The 19,997-nt window shown below is 69.2% G+C and carries 17 protein-coding genes; 2 read left to right on the top strand and 15 right to left on the bottom strand.

What is annotated here, in order from left to right; all coding sequences use genetic code 11:
• Positions 1-19: 19 nt before the first annotated feature.
• The 14 genes from PCA_RS03755 to PCA_RS03690 all read right to left on the bottom strand — a co-directional run bounded on the left by PCA_RS03755 (position 20) and on the right by PCA_RS03690 (position 16,322).
• Positions 20-1,243 carry an FtsX-like permease family protein gene (locus PCA_RS03755; protein ID WP_181301090.1) on the bottom strand — a complete coding sequence of 408 codons (1,224 nt, stop codon included), beginning with the start codon at positions 1,241-1,243 and terminating at the stop codon, positions 20-22.
• Positions 1,244-1,262: 19 nt separating this feature from the next.
• On the bottom strand, positions 1,263-2,555 hold the full coding sequence (locus tag PCA_RS03750; RefSeq protein ID WP_181301088.1) for an ABC transporter permease: 1,293 nt from the start codon (positions 2,553-2,555) through the stop codon (positions 1,263-1,265).
• Between the two features lie 46 nt (positions 2,556-2,601).
• Positions 2,602-3,819, bottom strand: coding sequence for an FtsX-like permease family protein (locus PCA_RS03745; RefSeq protein WP_181301086.1), 1,218 nt, complete (start codon positions 3,817-3,819; stop codon positions 2,602-2,604).
• A gap of 11 nt (positions 3,820-3,830) precedes the next feature.
• The gene (locus tag PCA_RS03740) at positions 3,831-5,156 is read right to left on the bottom strand and encodes an ABC transporter permease (protein WP_181301084.1); all 1,326 of its coding nucleotides are present in this window, start codon (positions 5,154-5,156) and stop codon (positions 3,831-3,833) included.
• A 164-nt stretch (positions 5,157-5,320) separates the two neighbouring features.
• Positions 5,321-6,580, bottom strand: coding sequence for an ABC transporter permease (locus PCA_RS03735; protein WP_181301082.1), 1,260 nt, complete (start codon positions 6,578-6,580; stop codon positions 5,321-5,323).
• Between the two features lie 103 nt (positions 6,581-6,683).
• On the bottom strand, positions 6,684-8,000 hold the full coding sequence (locus PCA_RS03730) for an ABC transporter permease (RefSeq protein ID WP_181301080.1): 1,317 nt from the start codon (positions 7,998-8,000) through the stop codon (positions 6,684-6,686).
• A gap of 39 nt (positions 8,001-8,039) precedes the next feature.
• Positions 8,040-9,281, bottom strand: coding sequence for an FtsX-like permease family protein (locus PCA_RS03725; RefSeq protein ID WP_181301078.1), 1,242 nt, complete (start codon positions 9,279-9,281; stop codon positions 8,040-8,042).
• A 10-nt stretch (positions 9,282-9,291) separates the two neighbouring features.
• Positions 9,292-10,602, bottom strand: coding sequence for an ABC transporter permease (locus PCA_RS03720; protein WP_181301076.1), 1,311 nt, complete (start codon positions 10,600-10,602; stop codon positions 9,292-9,294).
• 137 nt (positions 10,603-10,739) lie between these two features.
• On the bottom strand, positions 10,740-12,086 hold the full coding sequence (locus PCA_RS03715; protein WP_181301074.1) for a TolC family outer membrane protein: 1,347 nt from the start codon (positions 12,084-12,086) through the stop codon (positions 10,740-10,742).
• A 35-nt stretch (positions 12,087-12,121) separates the two neighbouring features.
• Positions 12,122-12,847, bottom strand: coding sequence for an ABC transporter ATP-binding protein (locus PCA_RS03710; RefSeq protein WP_181301073.1), 726 nt, complete (start codon positions 12,845-12,847; stop codon positions 12,122-12,124).
• 83 nt (positions 12,848-12,930) lie between these two features.
• Positions 12,931-14,202: an efflux RND transporter periplasmic adaptor subunit gene (locus PCA_RS03705; RefSeq protein WP_181301071.1), complete on the bottom strand. Its 1,272-nt coding sequence runs from the start codon at positions 14,200-14,202 to the stop codon at positions 12,931-12,933.
• A 171-nt stretch (positions 14,203-14,373) separates the two neighbouring features.
• Positions 14,374-14,934, bottom strand: a complete 561-nt coding sequence (locus PCA_RS03700; protein WP_181301069.1) for a hypothetical protein — start codon at positions 14,932-14,934, stop codon at positions 14,374-14,376.
• 110 nt (positions 14,935-15,044) lie between these two features.
• On the bottom strand, positions 15,045-15,269 hold the full coding sequence (locus tag PCA_RS03695) for a hemin uptake protein HemP (protein WP_255436624.1): 225 nt from the start codon (positions 15,267-15,269) through the stop codon (positions 15,045-15,047).
• A gap of 84 nt (positions 15,270-15,353) precedes the next feature.
• Entirely contained in the window at positions 15,354-16,322 is a 969-nt protein-coding gene (locus PCA_RS03690) for an aldo/keto reductase (protein ID WP_181301067.1), read from the bottom strand.
• A gap of 229 nt (positions 16,323-16,551) precedes the next feature.
• Between PCA_RS03690 and PCA_RS03685 the strand changes: the two genes are divergently transcribed.
• Entirely contained in the window at positions 16,552-18,042 is a 1,491-nt protein-coding gene (locus PCA_RS03685; RefSeq protein ID WP_181301065.1) for an alpha-L-fucosidase, read from the top strand.
• Between the two features lie 7 nt (positions 18,043-18,049).
• Here the strand turns inward: PCA_RS03685 and PCA_RS03680 are convergent, their stop codons facing one another.
• On the bottom strand, positions 18,050-18,958 hold the full coding sequence (locus tag PCA_RS03680; protein ID WP_181301063.1) for a LysR family transcriptional regulator: 909 nt from the start codon (positions 18,956-18,958) through the stop codon (positions 18,050-18,052).
• A 90-nt stretch (positions 18,959-19,048) separates the two neighbouring features.
• Between PCA_RS03680 and PCA_RS03675 the strand changes: the two genes are divergently transcribed.
• On the top strand, positions 19,049-19,993 hold the full coding sequence (locus PCA_RS03675; RefSeq protein ID WP_181301061.1) for an NAD(P)H-binding protein: 945 nt from the start codon (positions 19,049-19,051) through the stop codon (positions 19,991-19,993).
• Positions 19,994-19,997: the final 4 nt, after the last annotated feature.

The raw sequence follows: 19,997 nt of genomic DNA, 5'->3' as shown, positions 1-19,997 counted from the left end.
AAACGGGCCGGTGCAACCGTCACGCGCTCCGTGTCGCCACCACCGGCGGCACCCGGGCCGCGCGCAGCGCAGGCCCCAGCACGGCGAGCTGGCCCAGCACCCACAGCACCAGCGCGCCCACCGGCAGGTAGTAGCCGGGCAACCGGGCCAGTTCGTAATGCGCCATCAGCAGCAGATTGAGACCGTAGGTCAGCACCATGCCGAGCGCGATGCCCAGCGAGGCGATCAGGAAGTTCTCGGTCTGGAAGTAGCGCAGGATGTCGCCGCGCGTGGCGCCGATGGCCCGGCGTATGCCGATCTGCCGGCGCCGCTGCGCCACCCAGAAACTGGTGAGGCCGACGATGCCCACCGCGGTGACCACCAGCAGCAGCACGCACACGCCCACCAGCATCCAGGCCATGGCGCGGTCGTTGCGGTAGTACTTCGCGCGCTGCGATTCCAGGGTGAACGCGTACTTCGGCGAGATCAGCCGCAATGGGCCGCTGGCCTTCAGCGTGCGCAGCACGTCCTGGATCACCGCATCGCGCCGCATCGCATCCTTGACCCGGATCACGTAGGCGCCTTCGGTGTACGGCAGCGTCACCGGGAACAGCATGGCGTAGCCGTAACTCTCCGTGGGACCGGAGTCGCGCGGCTGCACGAGGCGGTCCAGCACGCCCACCACGCGGTTGGCGCCGAACGCGTAGATCGTCCTGCCGACCGCCGACTCGCCCGGGAAAAGATGCTCCGCCAGAGCCTTGGTGATGATCACGGGCAGACCGGAGCGGCCGGCCTCGAGCTGTTCTTCAGTGATGAACTCGTCGGGCTTGAACCACTGGCCCTCCGCGAGTTTCAGGCCCAGCGTGTCGGCCAGGTTCGCGTCGCCCATGTACTGCGTGACCGAGATGCGCGGCGCCTTCGCATCGTCGCTCAGGCCCACGCCGCTGGCGCTGAACGAGTTGCCGAACAGCGTCTGGTTGACGACGGCCACGTTCGCTACGCCGGGGATCGCGCGCAGTGCGGCGATGTCGGTGCGCGTCTGCGCCATCACGGCCTCGGCCGAACCGGGCGTGACGCTGCCGATGAACATCTCGACCACGTGCGCCTCGTCCACGCCGGTGGGCCGCTGCATGCGCTCCAGCCGGTTGCCGATGAGGAACAGCGCGTTGCAGACCACCGCGCAGGAGAACGCGATCTCCAGCACCAGCAGCGCCACGGCGATACGGTGGCGGCCCAGCGCATTGAGGATGTGACGGAAGTGCATTGGAGAGTCCCCTCGCCCGCTAGTTCGACTTGAGCGCCACCGCCGGCGCCACCTGCATCGCCCGCCACGCCGGCAGCAGGCCGGCCAGCAGGCTGCTCGCCAGCGCCAGCGCGAACGTGAGCAGCAGCATGCTCAGGTCCATGTGGATGTATGCCGCGTAATCGGTCGGCTGGTGCCGCACCAGCACCAGGCCCAGCGCAGCCAGCGCCAGGCCGAGCACGCCACCGGCCAGCCCCACCACGCCGGCTTCGACCAGGCATTGCAGGAAGATCGCGCGGCGCGAGGCGCCCAGCGCACGGCGCACGCCGATCTCGCCGCTGCGGCGCAGGAACTTCGCCAGCAGCAGGCCCACCGTGTTGAGCAGGCAGATGCCCAGGAACCCCAGCGCCAGCCAGGTCTGCAGCCGCACGTCGGAGGGCACCACGCCCTTGGCGTCCAGCCATTGCATCACGTCCAGCTCCTCGGCCAGGCCGGGATGGCTGAAACGGCCGCCCTGCTGCTGCAGCGCGATGTAGTTCTGCAGGTACTGGCGATAGGCCGCCGCCTTTGCCGGCGTGTCCAGTTCCGCCCAGTACTGCAGCCAGATGCAGGGCGCTTCGGGGGCGCGGGAGTCGGGCGCACTGCCCCAGCAAGTCAACGAGCCGCTGGTGGAAAGCTTCAGGTCCAGCGCCGTCGACAGTGGCAGGAACACCTGTTCGCTGTTGCCGAACTGGCCGTTGCTGAGGTCGTAGAAGCGCGGGTTCATGGCCCAGTCGCCCAGCACGCCGACGATGCGCAGGGACTGGCCGCCCACCTGCAGCGTCTTGCCCACGCTGTCCTTGCCGCCGAAGAGCTGTTCGTTCAAGTCGCCCGAAATCACCGCCACGCGCGCGCGTGCCGCATCGTCTTCCGGCCGCCATGCTTGGCCGTAACGCATCGGCACGTCGAACATGGGGAAGAAATCCGCGCCCGTGTAACGCGTCGCCACGCGCAGCGGCTCGCCCTGCGCGGATACCACCACCATCGCGCCCGCCGACATCGCCGCCTGGTGGTCCGCCTTGCCGTCGCGCAGCAGCGCCTCGGCATCGCGCCGGGTCAGGTTGTCCGGCACCTTGTCGCCCTGGCGAAAGTGGTCGTCCGGTGACACATCCATGCGCACGCGGAACAGCTGCGCGCTCTTCTGCGGAATCGGGTCGCCCGACAACACGTGCATCACCGTCAGGGTGGTCATGCTGGTGCCGATGCCCAGCGCGATCGCCAGCACCATCAGCGCGGTGAGTACCCGGTTGCGCTTCAGGCTGCGCAGCGCCAGGTCGAGGTAATAACCGAACATCCTCACTTCTCCCCTTGTCCGTACGCTGCCGCCATGCAATCGGTGCTCATGCCGTCCTCGTCGCCACCACCGGCGGCACCCGGGCCGCGCGCAGCGCGGGGCCCAGCACGGCGAGCTGGCCCAGCACCCACAGCGCAATCGCGCCCAGCGGCAGGTAGTACAGCGGCAGGTGCGGCAGCTCGTAGAACTTCATCAGCAACGCGTTGAGCACGAAGGCCAGCAACATGCCCAGCGCGATGCCGAACGTGACGATCAGGAAGTTCTCGGTCTGGAAGTAGCGCAGGATGTCGCCGCGCGTGGCGCCGATCGCGCGGCGTATGCCGATCTGCTTGCGGCGCTGCGCCACCCAGAAGCTCGCCAGGCCTACGATGCCGAGCGCGGTGACGCCGAGCAACGAGACGATCACGCCCACCAGCATGCCGGTCAAGGCGCGATCGGCCTGGAAGAAACGTGTGCGCAGCGCCGGCAGCGTGTCGCTCTGCTGGTGGTCGACCACGGCGTCGGGTGCGATCTTGGCCAACGCGGTCCTGGCATCGACCATCACGCGGTCCAGCTCGCGTGGATCGGCGCGGACCAGGTACGTACCGGCAAGCTGCGGACCCGGCTGCACGGGCACGAACACGGTCCATTGCGCCCCGCGCTCGCCTTCCTCGTCGTATTGCTGCACCGAAAGCTGCGCTACCACGCCGATCACGCGGAACTGGTTCCGCCCGGTCCAGAACGTCTTGCCGAGTGCGTCCTCGCCGGGCCACAGGTGCTCCGCGAACACGCGCGTGACCAACACATTCGAATTGGCCGGCAAATAGCCTTCCAGCACGGTCTGGTAATCCTCCGCACCCGGCATGCGGCCCGCGACCAGCTTCAGTCCAAGGGCTTCCGGCGTGCCCGGTGCGCCGAGGTACAGTTCGGGAACGCCGCGGAATTGCTTGCCCGCCTGATCCAGCGTGACGCCGAAGGCGCCGGCCGCCGGCCCGAACGGCACCGAGTTGATGACGCGCACGGCTTGCACGCCCGGGATGGCGCCCAGGCCGGCGACCACCCGTGCGTTGAGATCGTGGGCGGACTTCGGATCGAAGCCCCCGAGCTGGATGAAACCCAGCGACGACTCGTCCACGCCGCTGACAAGCTGCATCGCCGACAACCGGCTGGCGATCATGAACACGGCGTTGCACAACACCGCACACGCCAAAGCGATCTCAAGCGCAATCAGCAGGGTCGCAAGCCGGTGCTTCTTCAGGGCCACGAGGACGGGTTTGATCTGCATGGCGCGATTCCTCACAGGATCTTGAGTTGCAACGCTGGAGGAACCCGACTGGCGCGTAGCGCCGGCAAGGAGCCTGCGAGCACGCTCACCACCACCGCCAACACGAAGGTGATAAGGAACATGCCCCCGTCCAGATGCGCCAGGTCGGCATACGGCGTGGGCTGGCGACGCACCAGCCACAATCCGAGCAGGCTGAGCAACCAGCCTCCCACGCCGCCGATGAAGCCGATCAGCGCGGCCTCGGTCAGGCACTGCGCGAACACCGCACGCCGCGAGGCGCCCAGTGCGCGGCGTACGCCGAACTCGCCGGCGCGGCGCAGGAACTTGGCCAGCAGCAGGCCCACCGTGTTGAACAGGCAGATGCCGAGAAAGGCGAACGCCAGCCAGGTCTGCAGCTTCACGTCGCGCGGAATGGCACGGTTGAAATCCAGCCAGCCCATCAGGTCGCGCAGGCGCGTCCCCGTGTAATTGAAGCGCCCCAGTGCCTTCTGCTGCTGCGCGTAGTTGTCGAGGAAACCGCGGTACGCGGCGGTCTTGGCCGCACTGTCCAGCTCCACCCACAAGCCGACCCAGTTGCAGGGCGCGTTCTCCAGATGGCCGGGCGTGGCCGGGGCCGCCCAGCAATTGAACTGCTGGAACGCGCCCTGATTGATCTCCAGCGCACTCTGGAACGGCACGAACACGTCCTCCGGCTTGCCGAAGTAGCCGGCCGTGTCGCCGTTGGCGAAACGGCCGCCGGCAACGGTGTAGAACTGCGGCGCGGGTCGCCACGGCTTGAGCACGCCGACGATGCGCACGTCGCTGTCCCTGAGGCGCAGGGTGCGACCCACGCTGTTCTCACCGCCGAAAAGCTTGTCGTTGAGATCGGCGGAGATCACCGCGACGCGCGCGCGCTGGGCATCGTCCTGCGCCGTCCACGCTCCGCCGTACTGGAACGGCACCGCGAACATCGGAAAGAAATCCGTGGTGGTCGCCAGCATGGTGAGCATCAGGGCCGGCATGTTCGCCTTCGGCGCCGTGGCCTTGAGCTGGCTGTCCACGATCAGCGTCTGGCGATCCGCACGATGCGCGCTCCACAGATCCACCGCCGACCGGTAGTCGAGCTTGTCGGACGGCTCGCGGTGGTCGCCGCCGTGCGGCGTGGGATCCGCATCCACCTGCGCATAGAACAGGTGCGCGCTGCGCCCGGGCAACGGATCGCCGGAAAGCAGGTGCATCACCGTCAACGTGGTCATGGACGCGCCGATGCCCACCGCGATCGCCAGCACCATCAGCACGGTGAGCACGCGGTTGCGCTTCAGGCTGCGCAGCGCGAGGTCGAGGTAGTAACCGAACATTCCACGTCTCCTTGAATCGTCCCCTCCCCCTGCTTGCGGGGGATGTCGGGAGGGGCCGCGTTCTCAAACCAAAAGCACCCCACCCCAACCCTCCCCTGCATGCAGGGGAGGGCGTGAAGCAACCTCACACCGGACGGATGGCCGTCACCGGTGGTGAAGCAATCTCACACTGCGCGGGTGGCCGTCACCGGCGGCACGTTGGACGCGCGCCGCGCGGGCACGAACACGGCGCACTGGCCCAGCACCAGCACCGCGATCACGCCGATCAAGGTGTAGAGCACCGGCAGGCGGTCCATCTCGTAGTAGCGCATCAAGGCCAGGTTGAGGCCCACCGCCATGCCGATGCCGATCAGCGCGCCGCTGCCCGCGATCAGCAGGTTTTCCAGCTGGAAGTAGTGCAGGATGTCGACCTTGCGCGCGCCCAGCGCGCGGCGCACGCCGATCTGGCGGTGCCGCTGGCCGACCCAGAAGCTGGTGAGGCCCACGATGCCTGCGGCGGTGACGCTGAGCAGGACCAGGCAGATCACGCCCATCAGTATCGCCATGCCCACGTCGGCGCGGTACGCCTTGGCGCGGATGTCGCCGAACGACTTCACGCTGTCGTCGTCGAGCACGCGCAGCGGATTCACCTTGTACAGCGTGGGCGCCACCGTGCGCATCACCGCATCCAGTTGGCCGGGCTTGGTGCGCACGGCGTAGCGGGAGAAGTTCGCGTTCAGGCGGGTCGGGACGAGGGTGGAATTCCAGGCGAAGTTGTTGGTCCAGGTGCCGCTGCCCGGCACCTGCAGGCGCGCCACCACGCCGATGATGGTGCTGGGCGAGCCGCTGCCGTCGATGTAGACCGCCTTGCCCACCGCGTCGCCTTTCGGGTACAGCTTGTCCGCCAGGTCCTTGGTGAGGATGACGATGGGGCGTGGCGGGTTGTCGCGAAAGCCCTGGTGCTGCACGTCGGCCGCGGTGAAGTTGCGGCCGGCCACCAGGCGCAGGCCCAGCACGGGAAGTACGTTCTCGTCGCTGAAGTAGTAGGTGGTGCGCACGTTGTCGCCCTTGTCGCTGAACTTCCTGTCCGGCTTGGTCGAGACCGAGCCGTTCCACGACGAATTGAGCAGCGGCACCGAGTTGATCGGCGCCACCGAGGCCACGCCGGGCAGGTTGCGCAGTGCGGCCAGGTCTTCCTTCAGCATGGCGTCCAGCCTGGCCACGCCATCGGGCGTGTCGGCGCTGGGCGCGCCCACCCACTGCTGGGTGGCCAGGAAGAGGTTGCCCTCGTCCAGCCCGGTCGGCCGGTTCACGCGGTCGATGCGCTGGCCGATGATGAAGATCGCGTTGCACACGATCGCCAGGGTCAGCGCGATCTGCAGCGCGATCAGCACCACGCCCGCCTTGTGCTTGCGCAGCGCCGCGATCATGGGGTGCAGTTTCATGGCGGAATCCTCTCTGCTCGTCGTTCCGGCGCACGCCGGAACCCAGTGCCGTGGCGATGGTTGGAAGTCGCTGCGCCCCGGCCTGCGCCGGGGTGACGACCGGTCAGTTCGATTTCAGTTGCCACGCGGGCTGCACCCGCGAGGCGCGGTAGGTGGGATACAGGCCCGCCAGCATCGTGGCGACCACGGCCACCAGCAGGGTCAGCAGCAGCAGCGAGACGTCCAGCCGTGCAAGGCTGGCGATGTCCTTCGGCATCACCCAGCCCACGCTGGCCACGCCCGCGCAGGTGAGCAGCAGGCCGAGCACGCCGCCGGCCACGCCGACGATGCCGGCCTCGGTGAGGAACTGCGCGTAGATCGCCGAACGCGGTGCGCCCAGCGCGCGGCGCACGCCGATCTCGCTGCTGCGGCGCAGGAACTTCGCCAGCAGCAGGCCGATGGTGTTGACCAGGCACACCAGCAGCAGGCCCAGCGCCACCAGCAGCGAGACCTTGGTGTCGCTGGGCACCACGTGCTGGTTGTCCAGCCACTCCGGCAGGCTGCGCAGGCGGTTGTTCGGCGCCCAGGCGAAGCGCCCGGCCTGCTGCTGCTCGCGCGCGTAGCCCTGCAGGTAGTCGCGGTAGGTCGTCACCGCCGCCGCGTCGTCCAGCTCGGCCATGAAGGCGATCCACACGCACTCGGAATGCTGCAGGCCGGCGAAGCCGGGTTCCTTGGGCACCGCGTTGCAGTTGGTGTTGCCGTCGTTCGGGATGTTCGCCTGGATCGCGGTCTGGAACGGCAGGAACACGTCCTCGGTGCCGCTGTCGAAACCGCCGGAATTGACCACGTCGTAGAAGCGCGGCTGCGGGTTCCAGTTGTCCAGCACGCCGACCACGCGGTAGTCGGCGCGCTCGATGTTGACGCTCTTGCCCACGCTGTTGGTGCCGCCGAACAGCTTCTCGTTGAGCTTGCTGCTGATCACCACCACCTGGGCGCGGTTCGCATCGTCGCTGGCGCTCCAGCCGCTGCCGTACAGGAACGGCACGTCCAGCATCGGGAAGAACTCGCCGAACACCGCATGGCCGCTGACGTTGATCGGGTGCTTGCTGGCCTCCGCCGGCACCACCGAGGGCGAGATCTGGTACATCGCCGACTGCAGCCGGGCGCGGTGGTCGCGCATCAGCGCGGTCGCATCGGTGTAGTCCATCGCGTTCGGCGGGTCGCCGTCGGCGCTGCGGCCGTTCGGGCCCCAGTTGTCGATCTGCGGCACGAACAGCTGCGCGGACTTCCACGGAATCGGGTCGCCCGACACGGCGCGGAACACCGACCACGAGGTCATCGACGCGGCCACGCCGAAGCCGATCGCCAGCACCATCAGCGCGGTGAGGCCGGGGCTGCGCTTGAGGCTGCGCAGTGCCAGGTCGAGGTAGTAGGCGAACATGGTCGGTCCTCGGGAAGGAAATGGGGAATGCGGGGTGCGTCAAACGGGGCGCGTCGCCTCCACCGGCGGCACGCGCGAGGCGCGCAGCGCCGGCGCGAACGTCGCGCCCTGGCCCAGCAGAAGCAGCACGATCACGCCGGCCAGCACGTAGACCGTCGGCATCCGTTCCATTTCGGCGTGGGTGATCATCCAGAGGTTCATCGCCACGGCGAGCACCACGCCGACCAGCGCGCCGGCCACGCCGATCAGGAAGTTCTCGGTGAGGAAGTAGCCCAGGATGTCGTGGCGGGTGGCGCCCAGCGCACGACGGATGCCGATCTGCCGGCGGCGCTGGCCGACCCAGAAACTGGTGAGGCCCACGATGCCGGCGGCGGTGATCGCGAGCAGCGCGGTGCAGATGATGCCCATCAGGATCGCCGTGCCGCGGTCGCTGTCGTAGGCGCGCCGACGGACTTCGGCGTAATCCTGGATGCCGTCCTTGGCGTCGATGATGCGCATGCGGCTCTGTGCGTACAGCGCCTTGGGCGCCTCGCGCATGGCGTCGGCGAGCTGGCCCGGCTTCGCGCGCACGATGTAGAACACGCCGCGCGCATCGTCGGGGCGCGCCGGCCAGATCAGCGACTGCCCGGCATAGGCCTTGTTCCACGAGGACGTGCCCTGCCGGTGCAGCGGATCGACGATGCCGATGATGGTGCTGGGCTTCGCGCTCATCGCGTAGATGTTCTTGCCCAGCGCATCGCCGCCGGGGAACAGCCGGTCGGCCAGCGCCTTGCTCACGACGGTCACCGGCGGGGCGACCGCTTCCTGGGTGCCCATCACGCCGACTTCGTCGGGACGGAAGTTGCGCCCGGCGACCAGGCGCAGGCCCAGCGTGCCGATGAAATGCTCGTCGCCCACGTACACCGCGGAATCGGTGGTGGGCTCCACCTGGTCCGGCGTCATCATCACGTAGTTGTCCCAGCCGCCGCCCTGCAGCGGATAGCCGGTGGCGGCGCTGGCGTCCTGCACGCCGGGCAGCTGCCGCAGCGCGAGCAGGTCGGCCCGCACCTGGGCGTCGACCTGCTGCGTGGTGCGGTCGATCACCGCCCACTGGTTGCGGATCACGAACACGTTGGCCTCGTCCACGCCGCTGACCTCGGCCATGCTGGACAGGCGCTGGTGGATGATGAACAGCGCGTTGCAGACGATCGCCAGGGTCAGCGCGATCTGCAGCGCGATCAGCAGCGTGCCCGCCTTGTGCCGGCGCAGCGCGACGAGGATGGGTTTGACGTGCAGGCTCATCGCCGTCGCCTCAGTTCGACTTCAGTTGCCAGGCCGGCTGCACGCGCGCCGCGCGCCAGGCCGGATAGAACGCCGCGAGCAGGGTCGCCACGACCGCCACCAGCAGGGTCAGCCCCACCAGCGAGAAATCCAGCTCCGCCAGCTGCGCGATCTTGGGCGGGAACAGCAGGCCCACGCCCGACACGCCCGCGGCGGTGAGCAGCAGGCCCACCAGGCCGCCGGCCAGGCCCACCGCGGCCGCCTCGATCAGGTATTGCGTGTAGATCTCCCGCCGCGTGGCGCCCAGCGCGCGGCGCACGCCGATCTCGCCGCTGCGGCGCAGGAACTTGGCCAGCAGCAGGCCCACGGTGTTGATCAGGCAGATCAGGAAGAAGCCCAGCGACACCAGCAGCGACATGCGGCTCTCCGGCGGCACCACGTGCTCGTAGTCCAGCCACTCCGTCACGTTGCGCAGGCGCACGTTGGGCGCCCAGTCGAAGCGGCCGGCCTTCTGCTGGTCGGCGGCGTAGCTTTCCAGGAAGCGGCGATAGCTCGCGACGTCCGCGGCGCTGTCCAGTTCCACCCACGGCGTGACCCACACGCAGTTGCTCTGCAGCCAGCCGTCCCAGGTGGTGAAATCCAGCTTGCCGCGGCAGCTGTTGCGGCCGCCGGTGCGCATCTGCAGGTCCAGCGCGCGGTTGAACGGCATGTAGAAGTCCGAGGGCTCCTCGAAGCCCTGGGTGCTGAACAGGTCGAAGAAGCGCGGGCGCGGATTCCACGGGCGGGTCACACCCACGATGCGGTAATCGTGTCCGCCGAAGTCGACGCTGCGGCCCACGCTGTCGGCGCCGCCGAACAGCTTCTGGTTGAGCTCGGCGCTGATCACCACCACCGCCGCGCGGGACTGGTCGTCCTGCCGGCTCCAGGCCGCGCCGTACTGGAACGGCACCTCGAACATCGGGAAGAAATCGCCGCCGACGGCGTAGCCGTTCGCGTTCAGCGGCAGGTCGCGCTCGCCGTCCGGCATCACCGACATCTGCACCATGTACAGCAGGGTCTGGCGCTTCGCGTGCAGGGTGCGCATCAGCGCCATCGCGTCCACGTAGCCCAGCGCCTCGGCCGGCTCGCCCTTCAGGTTCTGCTGCGGCCCCCAGGCGTCGACCTGCGGCGTGAACAACTGCCCCGACTTGTCGGGGATGGGGTTGCCGGACACCGCGCGGAACACCGAATACGTGATCATCGACGCCGCCACGCCGAAGCCGATCGCCATCACCATCAGCGTGGTGAGCGCCGGGTTGCGGCGCAGGCTGCGCATGCCGAGCTGGAGGTAGTAGGCGAACACCGCTCAGTCCTCCGCACTTGAGCCCCTCTCCCCATGGGAGAGGGATTGTGGCGAGGGTTCGGCCGAAGCGGGGCGCCACGCCCTGCCCGCACCCTCTCCCTGGGGGAGAGGGGAAAAGCGCATGGCAAGATTCGCGCTCATTTCAGCAACCCGTTGACCGCCTGCAGGTCGGACATGTCGATGGTGCCGGCGGCCTGCTTGAGCAGCAGCTTGTTGAGGATGAACTGGTGGCGCACCACCGTGTATTCGCTCTGCATGTTGGCGAGGTACTGGATGGCGATCACCACGCTGGTCAGCGACTGCGTGCCGATGGAGTAGCCCGCGCGCATCGAGGTCACGGTCTTCTCCGCGGCCTCCACCGAGTCGCGTGCGCTGGCTACCTGCTCGATGCCGTCCTGCACCAGGTTGAAGTAGTTGGCGGCGTCGCGCGCGGCCTGGCGGCGCTGGCTTTCCAGCACGCCCTCGTCCGCGTCGCGCTGATAGAGCGCCTGCTTCACCCGCGCATGCGTGAGCCCGCCGCTGAACAGCGGGACGGTGAGCGTGAGGCCGACCGTGGTGGTGGCCGGTCCGTAGGCGCCCGTGCCCGGCGCCGTGTTCGACCACTGGCCGAACTTGTTGTAGCCCACGCCCGCGGTGAGCGTGGGCAGGTGGCCGGCGCGCGCCGCCGACACCTTGTGCTCGTCGCTGCTGACGGCGTAGCGCGCGGCGAGCACGGCGGGGTTGGTCTTCAGCGCCGCATCCACCCAGGCCTTCTCGTCGTTCGGCTGCGGCGCCTCCGTGGGCAGGTCGTCGCGCAGCTTCAACAGCGTGCCGACCGGCTTGCCGGTGATCTGCTGCAGCGCGCGGCGCGCGTCCTTGAGGCTGTCCTCCGCGCCGATCCGCTGCGCCTTGATGTACAGGTACAGCGCCTTGGACTGGCTGACGTCCGCCGCCATCGACAGGCCGTTCTTGAAGCGCGTGGAGGTCTGGTCGTACTCCTGCTTGTAGGCGTCCTCGTAGGCGCGGTTGATGCCCACCATGTCCTCCGACACCAGGACGTTGAAGTACGCGTTGGCGACACGGACGTACAGGTTCTGCAACGCGGCCTGGTAGGTCTGCTCCTGCGCATCGTCGGCCGCGTGCGCGGCGCGCAGGTTCGCGATCGCGGACAGGTCGATGATGGACTGGCTCAGGTTGCCGGTGAAGTTGCGGTCGCGCGTGTGGCCGCCGCCCGCGGTGCTGATGATGTTGCCGCTGCTGTTGGTGGTCTGGCCGTTGCCGCCGCTGTGGATCTGGTTCAGCTGCAGGCCCGCGGACAGTTGCGGCAACAGCGCCGACCGCGCGATCGGCACGCCCTCGGCCACCATCAGGCGCTGCGCGTCGGCGGTGGCGAGGACGGGATCGTTGGCGACGGCCTGCCGGTAGGCGTCCATCAAGTCCTCGGCGCGCCCCGGCAGCGGGGCGACGGCGAGCAGGAGCAGCACGGGCAGCAACTTCAGACGCATGGACGGGACTCGCAGGATGGTGGTCGACGGGGGCTTCAGGCCGGATTGGCGTTGCCGCGCGCGGCGGCCACGCTGGCGTGGAAGCGCGGGTCCTCGGACAGGTCCACCACCTGGCCGTCGATGATGTGCACGTTGCGCTGCGCGCGCGCGGCCAGTTCGGGATCGTGGGTCACCATCACGATGGTGGCGCCGTCGCGGTGGATCTCCTCCAGCAGCTCCAGCACGCCGCGGGCCATCTGCGTGTCCAGGTTGCCGGTGGGTTCGTCGGCGAGCAGCAGGCGCGGCGAGCCGGCCAGCGCGCGGGCGATCGCCACGCGCTGCTGCTGGCCGCCGGAGAGTTCGGCCGGGTAGTGCTTGAAGCGCGAGGCCAGACCCACGCGCTCCAGCGCGTCCATGATGCGCTGCTTGCGCTCCGGCGCCTTCATGCCGCGGTAGCGCAGCGGCACTTCCACGTTGTCGAACACGTTGAGGTCGGGAATCAGGTTGAACGCCTGGAAGATGAAGCCGATCTTCTCGTTGCGGATCTTCGAGCGCGCGTTGTCGTTGAGCTGGCTCACTTCGCTGCCGTCGAGGTGGTACTCGCCGCCGGTGAAGGTTTCCAGCAGGCCGGCGATGGTGAGGAAGGTGGTCTTGCCCGAACCGGACGGACCGGTGACGGCGACGAACTCGCCTTCCTTCACGTCGATGTTGAAGTCGCGCAGCGCGTAGGTCTCCACCACTTCGGTGCGGTAGACCTTGGACAGGTGGGTCATCTTGAGCATGGTTCACGTTCCTCGGTGGTGGATGGTTCTTCGTTCTTCTCCTCCCCCTGCCCGCAGGGGGAGGTCGGGAGGGGGTACTGCCCTTATCGACTGATCGCCACGCGCTGCGCGCCCTTGAAGCTGTCGGTGCCGGAGATCACGATGCGGTCGCCCTCCTTCAGGCCTTGCAGGATCTCGACCTTGTCGATGCTGCTGACGCCCACGCGGATCGGCGTCTTGGTGGCGATGCCGTCCTTGACCAGGTAGGCGTAGCTGCCGCCGGATTCGTCGACGAAGGAGCCGCGCTGCACGGTGAGCACGTTGTCGCGCTTGTCGAGCAGGATGCGCACGGACAGGCGCTGGTTCTGGCGCAGCTGCTGCGGCGTGGCGCCTTCGAAGCGCACGCGGGCGGCCACTTCGCCGTTCACCACTTCGGGCGAGATCGCGCTGACCAGGCCCTTCCAGGTGTTGCCGTTGCCGCTGATCTCGCCGGTCATGCCGATCGCGAGGTCGCGGGCGAAGCTCTCGGGCACCTTCACTTCCACTTCCAGCGCGGTGAGGTCGATCACGCTGAGCAGTTGCGCGTCCTTCGCCACGGTGGCGACGGGCGCGATGAAGAGCTGGCCGACCTGGCCGTCCACCGGCGACTTCACGTTGAGGTCGTCCACCTGGCGCTTCAGGTCCTGCACCGCCAGCATCTGGTTGTCGTGCGCCAGCTTCTTCGACTGGATGTTGAAGTTCAGGCTGTCGTTGCTCATGCCGAGGTCGGCCTTGGCATGCGCGAGGGTGATCTTCGCCTTCTCCAGGTCGTCCTTGGCCTTGTCGACCGCCACGCCGGTGGAGGCGCCGGCGGTGTAGGCCTTCTGCTCGCGGTCGAGGTTGTTGGCGGCGCTCTTCTCGTCGATCTGCGCGTTGTCGTAGGCCTTCTGCAGTTCGCCGCGCTTGGTGCGCGCGTCGACCTGCGACTGCAGGTAGTCCACCTGCATCGCATCGGCCTTGGACTGCTCCTGCGCCAGCTTGTTGCGCAGCTCGGGGCTGTCGATCACGGCGAGCACCTGGCCCTTCTTCACCGCGTCGCCGGCGCGCACCTTCAGCACCGCGGCGCCGCCGTAGGTGGCGTAGAGCGTGGGGCTGTTCGCCGCCACCACCTTGCCCTCGGCGGCGATGTCGCGCACGAACGGGCCGCGCTCGACGGTGGCGAAGGCCAGCCGCGACGCGCTCACCGAAGCGTCGGCCGAGAACAGGCGGAGGATGCCGGGCAGCGCGAACGCCAGCACCACCAGCAAGGCCACGCCGCCGCCGACGAACATCATGCGGCGCTTGCGGTTGGGCTTGGCTTCAACGATGCGGTCTTGAGCGGAAGTGTCGCGGATCATCGTGCATTCCCTGGCCGCGGACAGTGCGGCCCCCGACCTGTGCTCAGCAATCCGCGTGCCAAGCGTCGGTGCACGAAAAACATTCCATACATCAAATGCTTGTACTGACCGAGCGCAACGGACTCGGTGTCCGCGGACACCATGCGGACAGTGGACAAGCCGGGGCGCCGCTCAGTGCAGGGCCAGTCCCTCGGCCTGCGCGATGCCGCGCGCGATCCTGCCGCTGAGCGTGGATACCTGCGCCGCGGGCCGCGCATCCAGCACTTCGAACCCCGCCAGCCGGCCGCAGCGGAAGTCCAGCAGCCGGGCCGCCGCGATGCGTTCGTCGTCGGGGCGCTGGCCAGCCGCGGCGTGTACCGGCAGGCCCGCCGTCAGCAAGGCATCCCAGCCCAGATAGTCGCTGTCAGGCAGCAGATGCAGGCGGGCGCACAAGCGGCCGTCGCGGCCCCGGCATTCCAGCCATTCGTGCGGCCCGTCGCTGCCGATCGCGCTGGCGGCGACCAGCCAGTGCACGCACAGCAGCGGCGCCAGCTCGCGGCTGCCCGCCAGCAGGCCGGGCACGATCCGTTCCGCCAGCGCGGACGAGGCGCACGGCAGGTACAACACGCAGCCGGTCGCCGGCAGGCAGCGCGCCAACCGCTGCGGCGCGATCCGCAGCCAGCGCCGCTCCACCGCCACGCCGGTGGCGTGCGGACAGACATGGGCAACATGGGTAGCCAGCCAGCCGAACATCGCCGTCTCCTTTGCTGGATTGGCTGGCCGTGCCGCGCTTCGGGCGCCGCGCCGTGCTGGCGGGTGGTTGCGGGGGCCGGGCCGTTCGCACGGCCCGGCGCCGGGGGGCATCACTTGGTGAGGATGAGCTTGTCGTTGCGGGTGAGCCGCAGGTGGTACTCGCTGCCCTGGTGCTGGATCACCAGCTCGCGCTCGCCCTCCAGCAGCGACAGGCTGCTGACCCGGCGCACGGCCGCGCGCATTTCCACGGGCCGGGTGCGCGGGGAAGCAAGCGGCAACGAATGGGCAAGCCGGCTGGCGGCAACCGGCAGACTCAAGGGGGTGGCGATCGACATGGACGACTCCGCGGTGGGTTTCAGGCGGAGTTGATGATAATGATTCTCATTAATGTGTCAACTGGCGCGACGGCCGACACGGCCTCACGCGACGGCCTGCGCCACGCGCTGGCGCATCGCCTCGTCCAGCCTCGGCAACACATCCAGCGCGGCCAGGTTGTGTTCGAGCTGTTCCGTCCGGCTCGCCCCCAGCATCACCGTGGACACGTGCGGGTTGGCGAGGCACCAGGCGATCGCGAGTTGCGCGGTGCTGCAGCCCAGTTCGTCGGCCAGCGGCCGCAGCCGGCGCACCTTCGCCACCTGCTCGCCGCGCTCGCCCAGCACCTTGTCGTGCAGCCAGGCGTAGTCGGGTTGCGCCAGCCGCGAATCGGCGGGCACGCCGCCGTCGTACTTGCCGCTGAGCAGTCCCGAGGCCAGCGGCGACCAGGTGGTGGTGCCCAGCCCGTAGTCCTCGTACAGCGGCGCGTATTCCAGCTCGACCCGCTCGCGGTGCAGCAGGTTGTACTGCGGCTGCTCCATCGTCGGTGCGGTGAGGTGATTCTCGCGGGCGACCCGGAACGCCTCGCGGATCCCTTCGGCCGGCCACTCGCTGGTGCCCCAGTACAGCACCTTGCCCTGGCGCACCAGGAAGTCCATCGCCGCCACCGTTTCCGCCACCGGCGTATCCGGATCGGGGCGATGGCAGAAGTACAGGTCGAGGTAGTCCACGCGCAGGCGCTGCAGCGCCTGCTCGCAGGCCTCGATCACGTGTTTGCGCGACAGGCCGCGCTGCGTGGGCCGGGGATGGTCCTGCGCGCCGAAGAACACCTTGCTGGACACGCACCAGCTGTCGCGCGGAAACCGCAGGTCGGCCAGCACGTCGCCCATCAGCGCCTCGGCCACGCCGTTGCCGTAGGTCTCGGCGCTGTCGAAGAAGTTCACCCCGCGGTCCCAGGCCAGCGCCAGCATGTTGCGCGCCAGCGAGCGTCCCACGCTCTTGCCGAACGTGGCCCAGGTGCCCAGGGAAAGGACGGAAAGCGGCAGGCCGGAATGGCCGAGGCGGCGATACTGCATGGGAAACTCCATCGACTGACGGGCGACCGACCGATGCCGCCCCCTTCCGCATGCTGCGTCCGCGCGTCGGCCCGATGCAAGCTTTTGCACCCACTGGCTGCAGCATGCACGCCGATCGTCGCGGAATCGGCAGGCGATCGCCGACATGATCATGTATGAACATGATCGTCATATTTGAAATATAGTGACCCGGACCACATCACCGCAGCTGCTCGTGGAGACTCACCCCATGGATCGTCGTCGTTTCCTGCTCGCCGGTTCGGCCGCCGCCTCGCTGGGCGCGCTGGGCCTGCCCCGCCTGGTCCGTGCGGACGCCGCCGCCACCGCCACGCCCACCGCGCCGCGGCCGCGCCCGACGGTGCAGCAGTTGCGCTGGCAGCGCGAGGAACTCGCGATGTTCGTGCACCTCACGGTGAACACGTTCACCGACAAGGAATGGGGCGACGGCGCCGAGTCGCCGTCCATCTTCAACCCGCGCAAGCTGGATGCCGGGCAATGGGCGCGCGCGGCGAAGCAGGCGGGTTTCCGCAGCATGATCCTCACCGCCAAGCACCACGACGGCTTCTGCCTGTGGCCCACCGCCACCACGGCGCATTCGGTGAAGAACAGCCCATGGAAGGACGGCCACGGCGACGTGGTGCGCGAATACACCGACGCCTGCCGCGCCGAGGGCCTGGGCGCGGGCCTGTACCTGTCGCCATGGGACCGCAACGCGAAGGTCTACGGCAGCGGCGAGGCCTACAACGATTTCTACATCGCCCAGCTCACCGAACTGCTCACGCACTACGGCCGGATCGTGGAAGTGTGGTTCGACGGCGCCAACGGCGAAGGCCCGGACGGCCGCAGGCAGGCCTACGACTGGCCGCGCATCCACGCCACGGTGCGCCGCCTGCAGCCGGACGCCATCATCTACTCCGACGCCGGCCCCGACGTGCGCTGGGTCGGCAACGAGAAAGGCGTGGCCGGCAGCACCTGCTGGACCAGCATCGATCCGGCCAGCGTGCCCTACGCCGGCTACGACCGGCCGTGGGTGGGCGAGCTGCTGGGCCACGGCGATCCCCACGGCAGCGTGTGGCGCCCCACCGAAGCGGACGTGTCGATACGCCCCGGCTGGTTCTGGCACCCCGCGGAAAACGACAAGGTGCGCACGGCGGACGACCTGCTGGACCTGTATTTCAGCTCGGTGGGCCGCAACGGCAAGCTGACGCTCAGCCTGCCGCCGAACCGCGACGGCCTGTTCGACGCCACCGACATCGCCTCGCTGCAGGGCTTCGCGGCGAAGCGCACGGCGCTGTTCGCCAGCGACCTGCTGCAAGGTGCCAGGGTGCGCGCCAGCGGCAGCGATGCGCCGCACCTGCCGGCGAAGGTGCTGGAGGCCGATCCGGACACGTACTGGAGCGCGCCGCCGAACGCCCGCGACGGCTGGCTGGAATTCGAGCTGCCGCAGGAGATCGAGTTCGACACGCTGGAACTGGGCGAGGCGATCGCGCTGGGCCAGAACATCGCGAATTACCGCGTGGAACTCTGGGACCAGGGCGCGTGGCGGCAATTCGCCTGGGGCACCACCATCGGCAACCGGAAGCTCGCGCGCTTCGACCCGGTGCGCGCGGGCAAGCTGCGCGTGGCGCTGGAATTCGGCTACGGCACGCCGCGGCTGGCGCGGGTCGCGGCCTACCGCGGCCCGGACCGCCGCTACGGCCCGGGCCACGACGAGAAGTGACGTCGCCTCAGGCGCCCGCGGCCGCGAACGCCGCCAACGCCTCGGACAGGTAGTCGAACACCAGCCGCACGCGGCGGTTCGCGCGCTGGTCCTCGTGCATCACCAGCCAGGTATCCAGCTCCAGCGTGATGGCGCCCGGGAGCACCGGCAGCAGCGACCGTTCGCGGCGCGCCAGCGCGTGCTGGCACACGCCGATGCCGAAGCCCGCACGCAGCGCCGCCAGTTGCGCCCACGCGCTGTCCGTGCGCAACGCGAAGTTGGCGCGTGCGTACATCTCGCCGCCCGGCACGCGGGCGATCATCGCGCGCAGCGCCGGCGTCTCGCGGTCGAAGCCGATCAGCGCGTGCTGCCGCAGCTCGGCCAGCGTGCGCGGCACGCCATGCGCCTTCAGGTAGCGTCGATGGGCGTACAGCCCCATCCCGATCGCTCCCACGCGCCGCGCCACCAGCGCGACCTGGCTGGGCCGCAGCATGCGCACCGCGATGTCGGCGTCCTTGCGCAGCAGGTCCTCGATCGCATCGGACAGCGACAGCTCGATCACGATGCCCGGCTGCCGCCGCCGCAGCTCGGCCAGCATGGCGGGCAACACCCCGCCGCCGACCATCTCGCTGCAGGTGATGCGCACCGCGCCGCGCACCTCCTGCCGGCTGCCGGAAGCCGCGCGCCGCAGCGCGGCCGAGGCCGCGGCCATGCCGCGCGCATGCTCGGCCAGCTCGGCGCCCACCTCGGTCAGCGCCAGGCCCTGCGGCGAACGCGTGAACAAGGCCACGCCCAGCCGCGTCTCCAGCTGCCGCACATGCCGCCCGAGACTGGGCTGGGTCATGCCCAGCATGCGGGCCGCCGCGGACAGGCTGCCTTCGTCCGCCACCGCGAGGAAGGAACGATAGAGATCCCAGCCGAGCTCGTCGGTATCCATGCATTTATTTATAGCAAATGTTTGACATTGGGCAATTTTCAACTACCCATTCCCGCGCGAAACTGGCCCCATCCCTCCCGGAGCACGACCATGAACGCATCGAAGACAGCCCTGATTCTCGGCGCCACCGGCGGCGCGGGCGGCGAGATCGCCGCGGCCCTGCTGCGGCGCGGCTGGACGGTACGCGCGCTGGTGCGCAACGCCGTGCGTCCCGGCCTGGACCCACGCATCGACTGGCGCACCGGCGACGCCCTGCAGGCCGGCGACGTGCTGCAGGCCGCGGCCGGCGTGGACGTGCTGGTCCACGCGGTGAACCCGCCGGGCTACCGCGACTGGGACACGCTGGCGCTGCCGATGCTGGACAACAGCCTCGCCGCCGCCCGCGCCAACGGGGCGCGCCTGGTGCTGCCGGGTTCGATCTACAACTACGGCCCCGACGCGTTTCCCCTGCTCGCCGAGGACGATCCGCAGCGGCCGCTGACCCGCAAGGGCGCGATCCGCGTCGCGATGGAGCGGCGCCTGGCGGAGGCCACCGACGTGCGCAGCCTGATCCTGCGCTGCGGCGACTTCTTCGGGCCGGGCGCGCGCAACAACTGGTTCGCGGAGATGATCAAGCCCGGCCGCCCGGTGCGCTCGCTGCTGTACCCGGCGCGCCACGACCTGGGCCATGCCTGGGCCTACCTGCCCGACGTGGGCGAAACGGTGGCGCGCCTGCTGGAGCGCGAGGGCGAACTGGAACGCTTCGCCCGCTACCACTTCGCCGGCCACTACGTGGATGGCGACGCCCTGCTCGCCGCCACGCGCCGCGCCACCGGCAACCCGGCGCTGCGGCTGCGCGCGTTTCCGTGGTGGCTGACCTGGCTGGCCGGGCCGTTCGTGGTGCTGCTGCGCGAAGTGCGCGAGATGCGCCACCTGTGGCGCGAACCGCTGCAACTGGACAACCGCAAGCTGCTGGCGCGGCTGGGCGAGGAACCGCACACCCCGCTGGACCAGGCGGTCGCCGCGACCCTGCGCGGCTTCGGCTGCCTGCCGTGAACGC

The organism is Rhodanobacter sp. PCA2 (assembly GCF_013620825.1).
Taxonomy (GTDB): domain Bacteria; phylum Pseudomonadota; class Gammaproteobacteria; order Xanthomonadales; family Rhodanobacteraceae; genus Rhodanobacter_A.
Note: the sequence above shows the minus strand (reverse complement) of the source record. Positions and strands in the feature narration are given on the sequence as shown.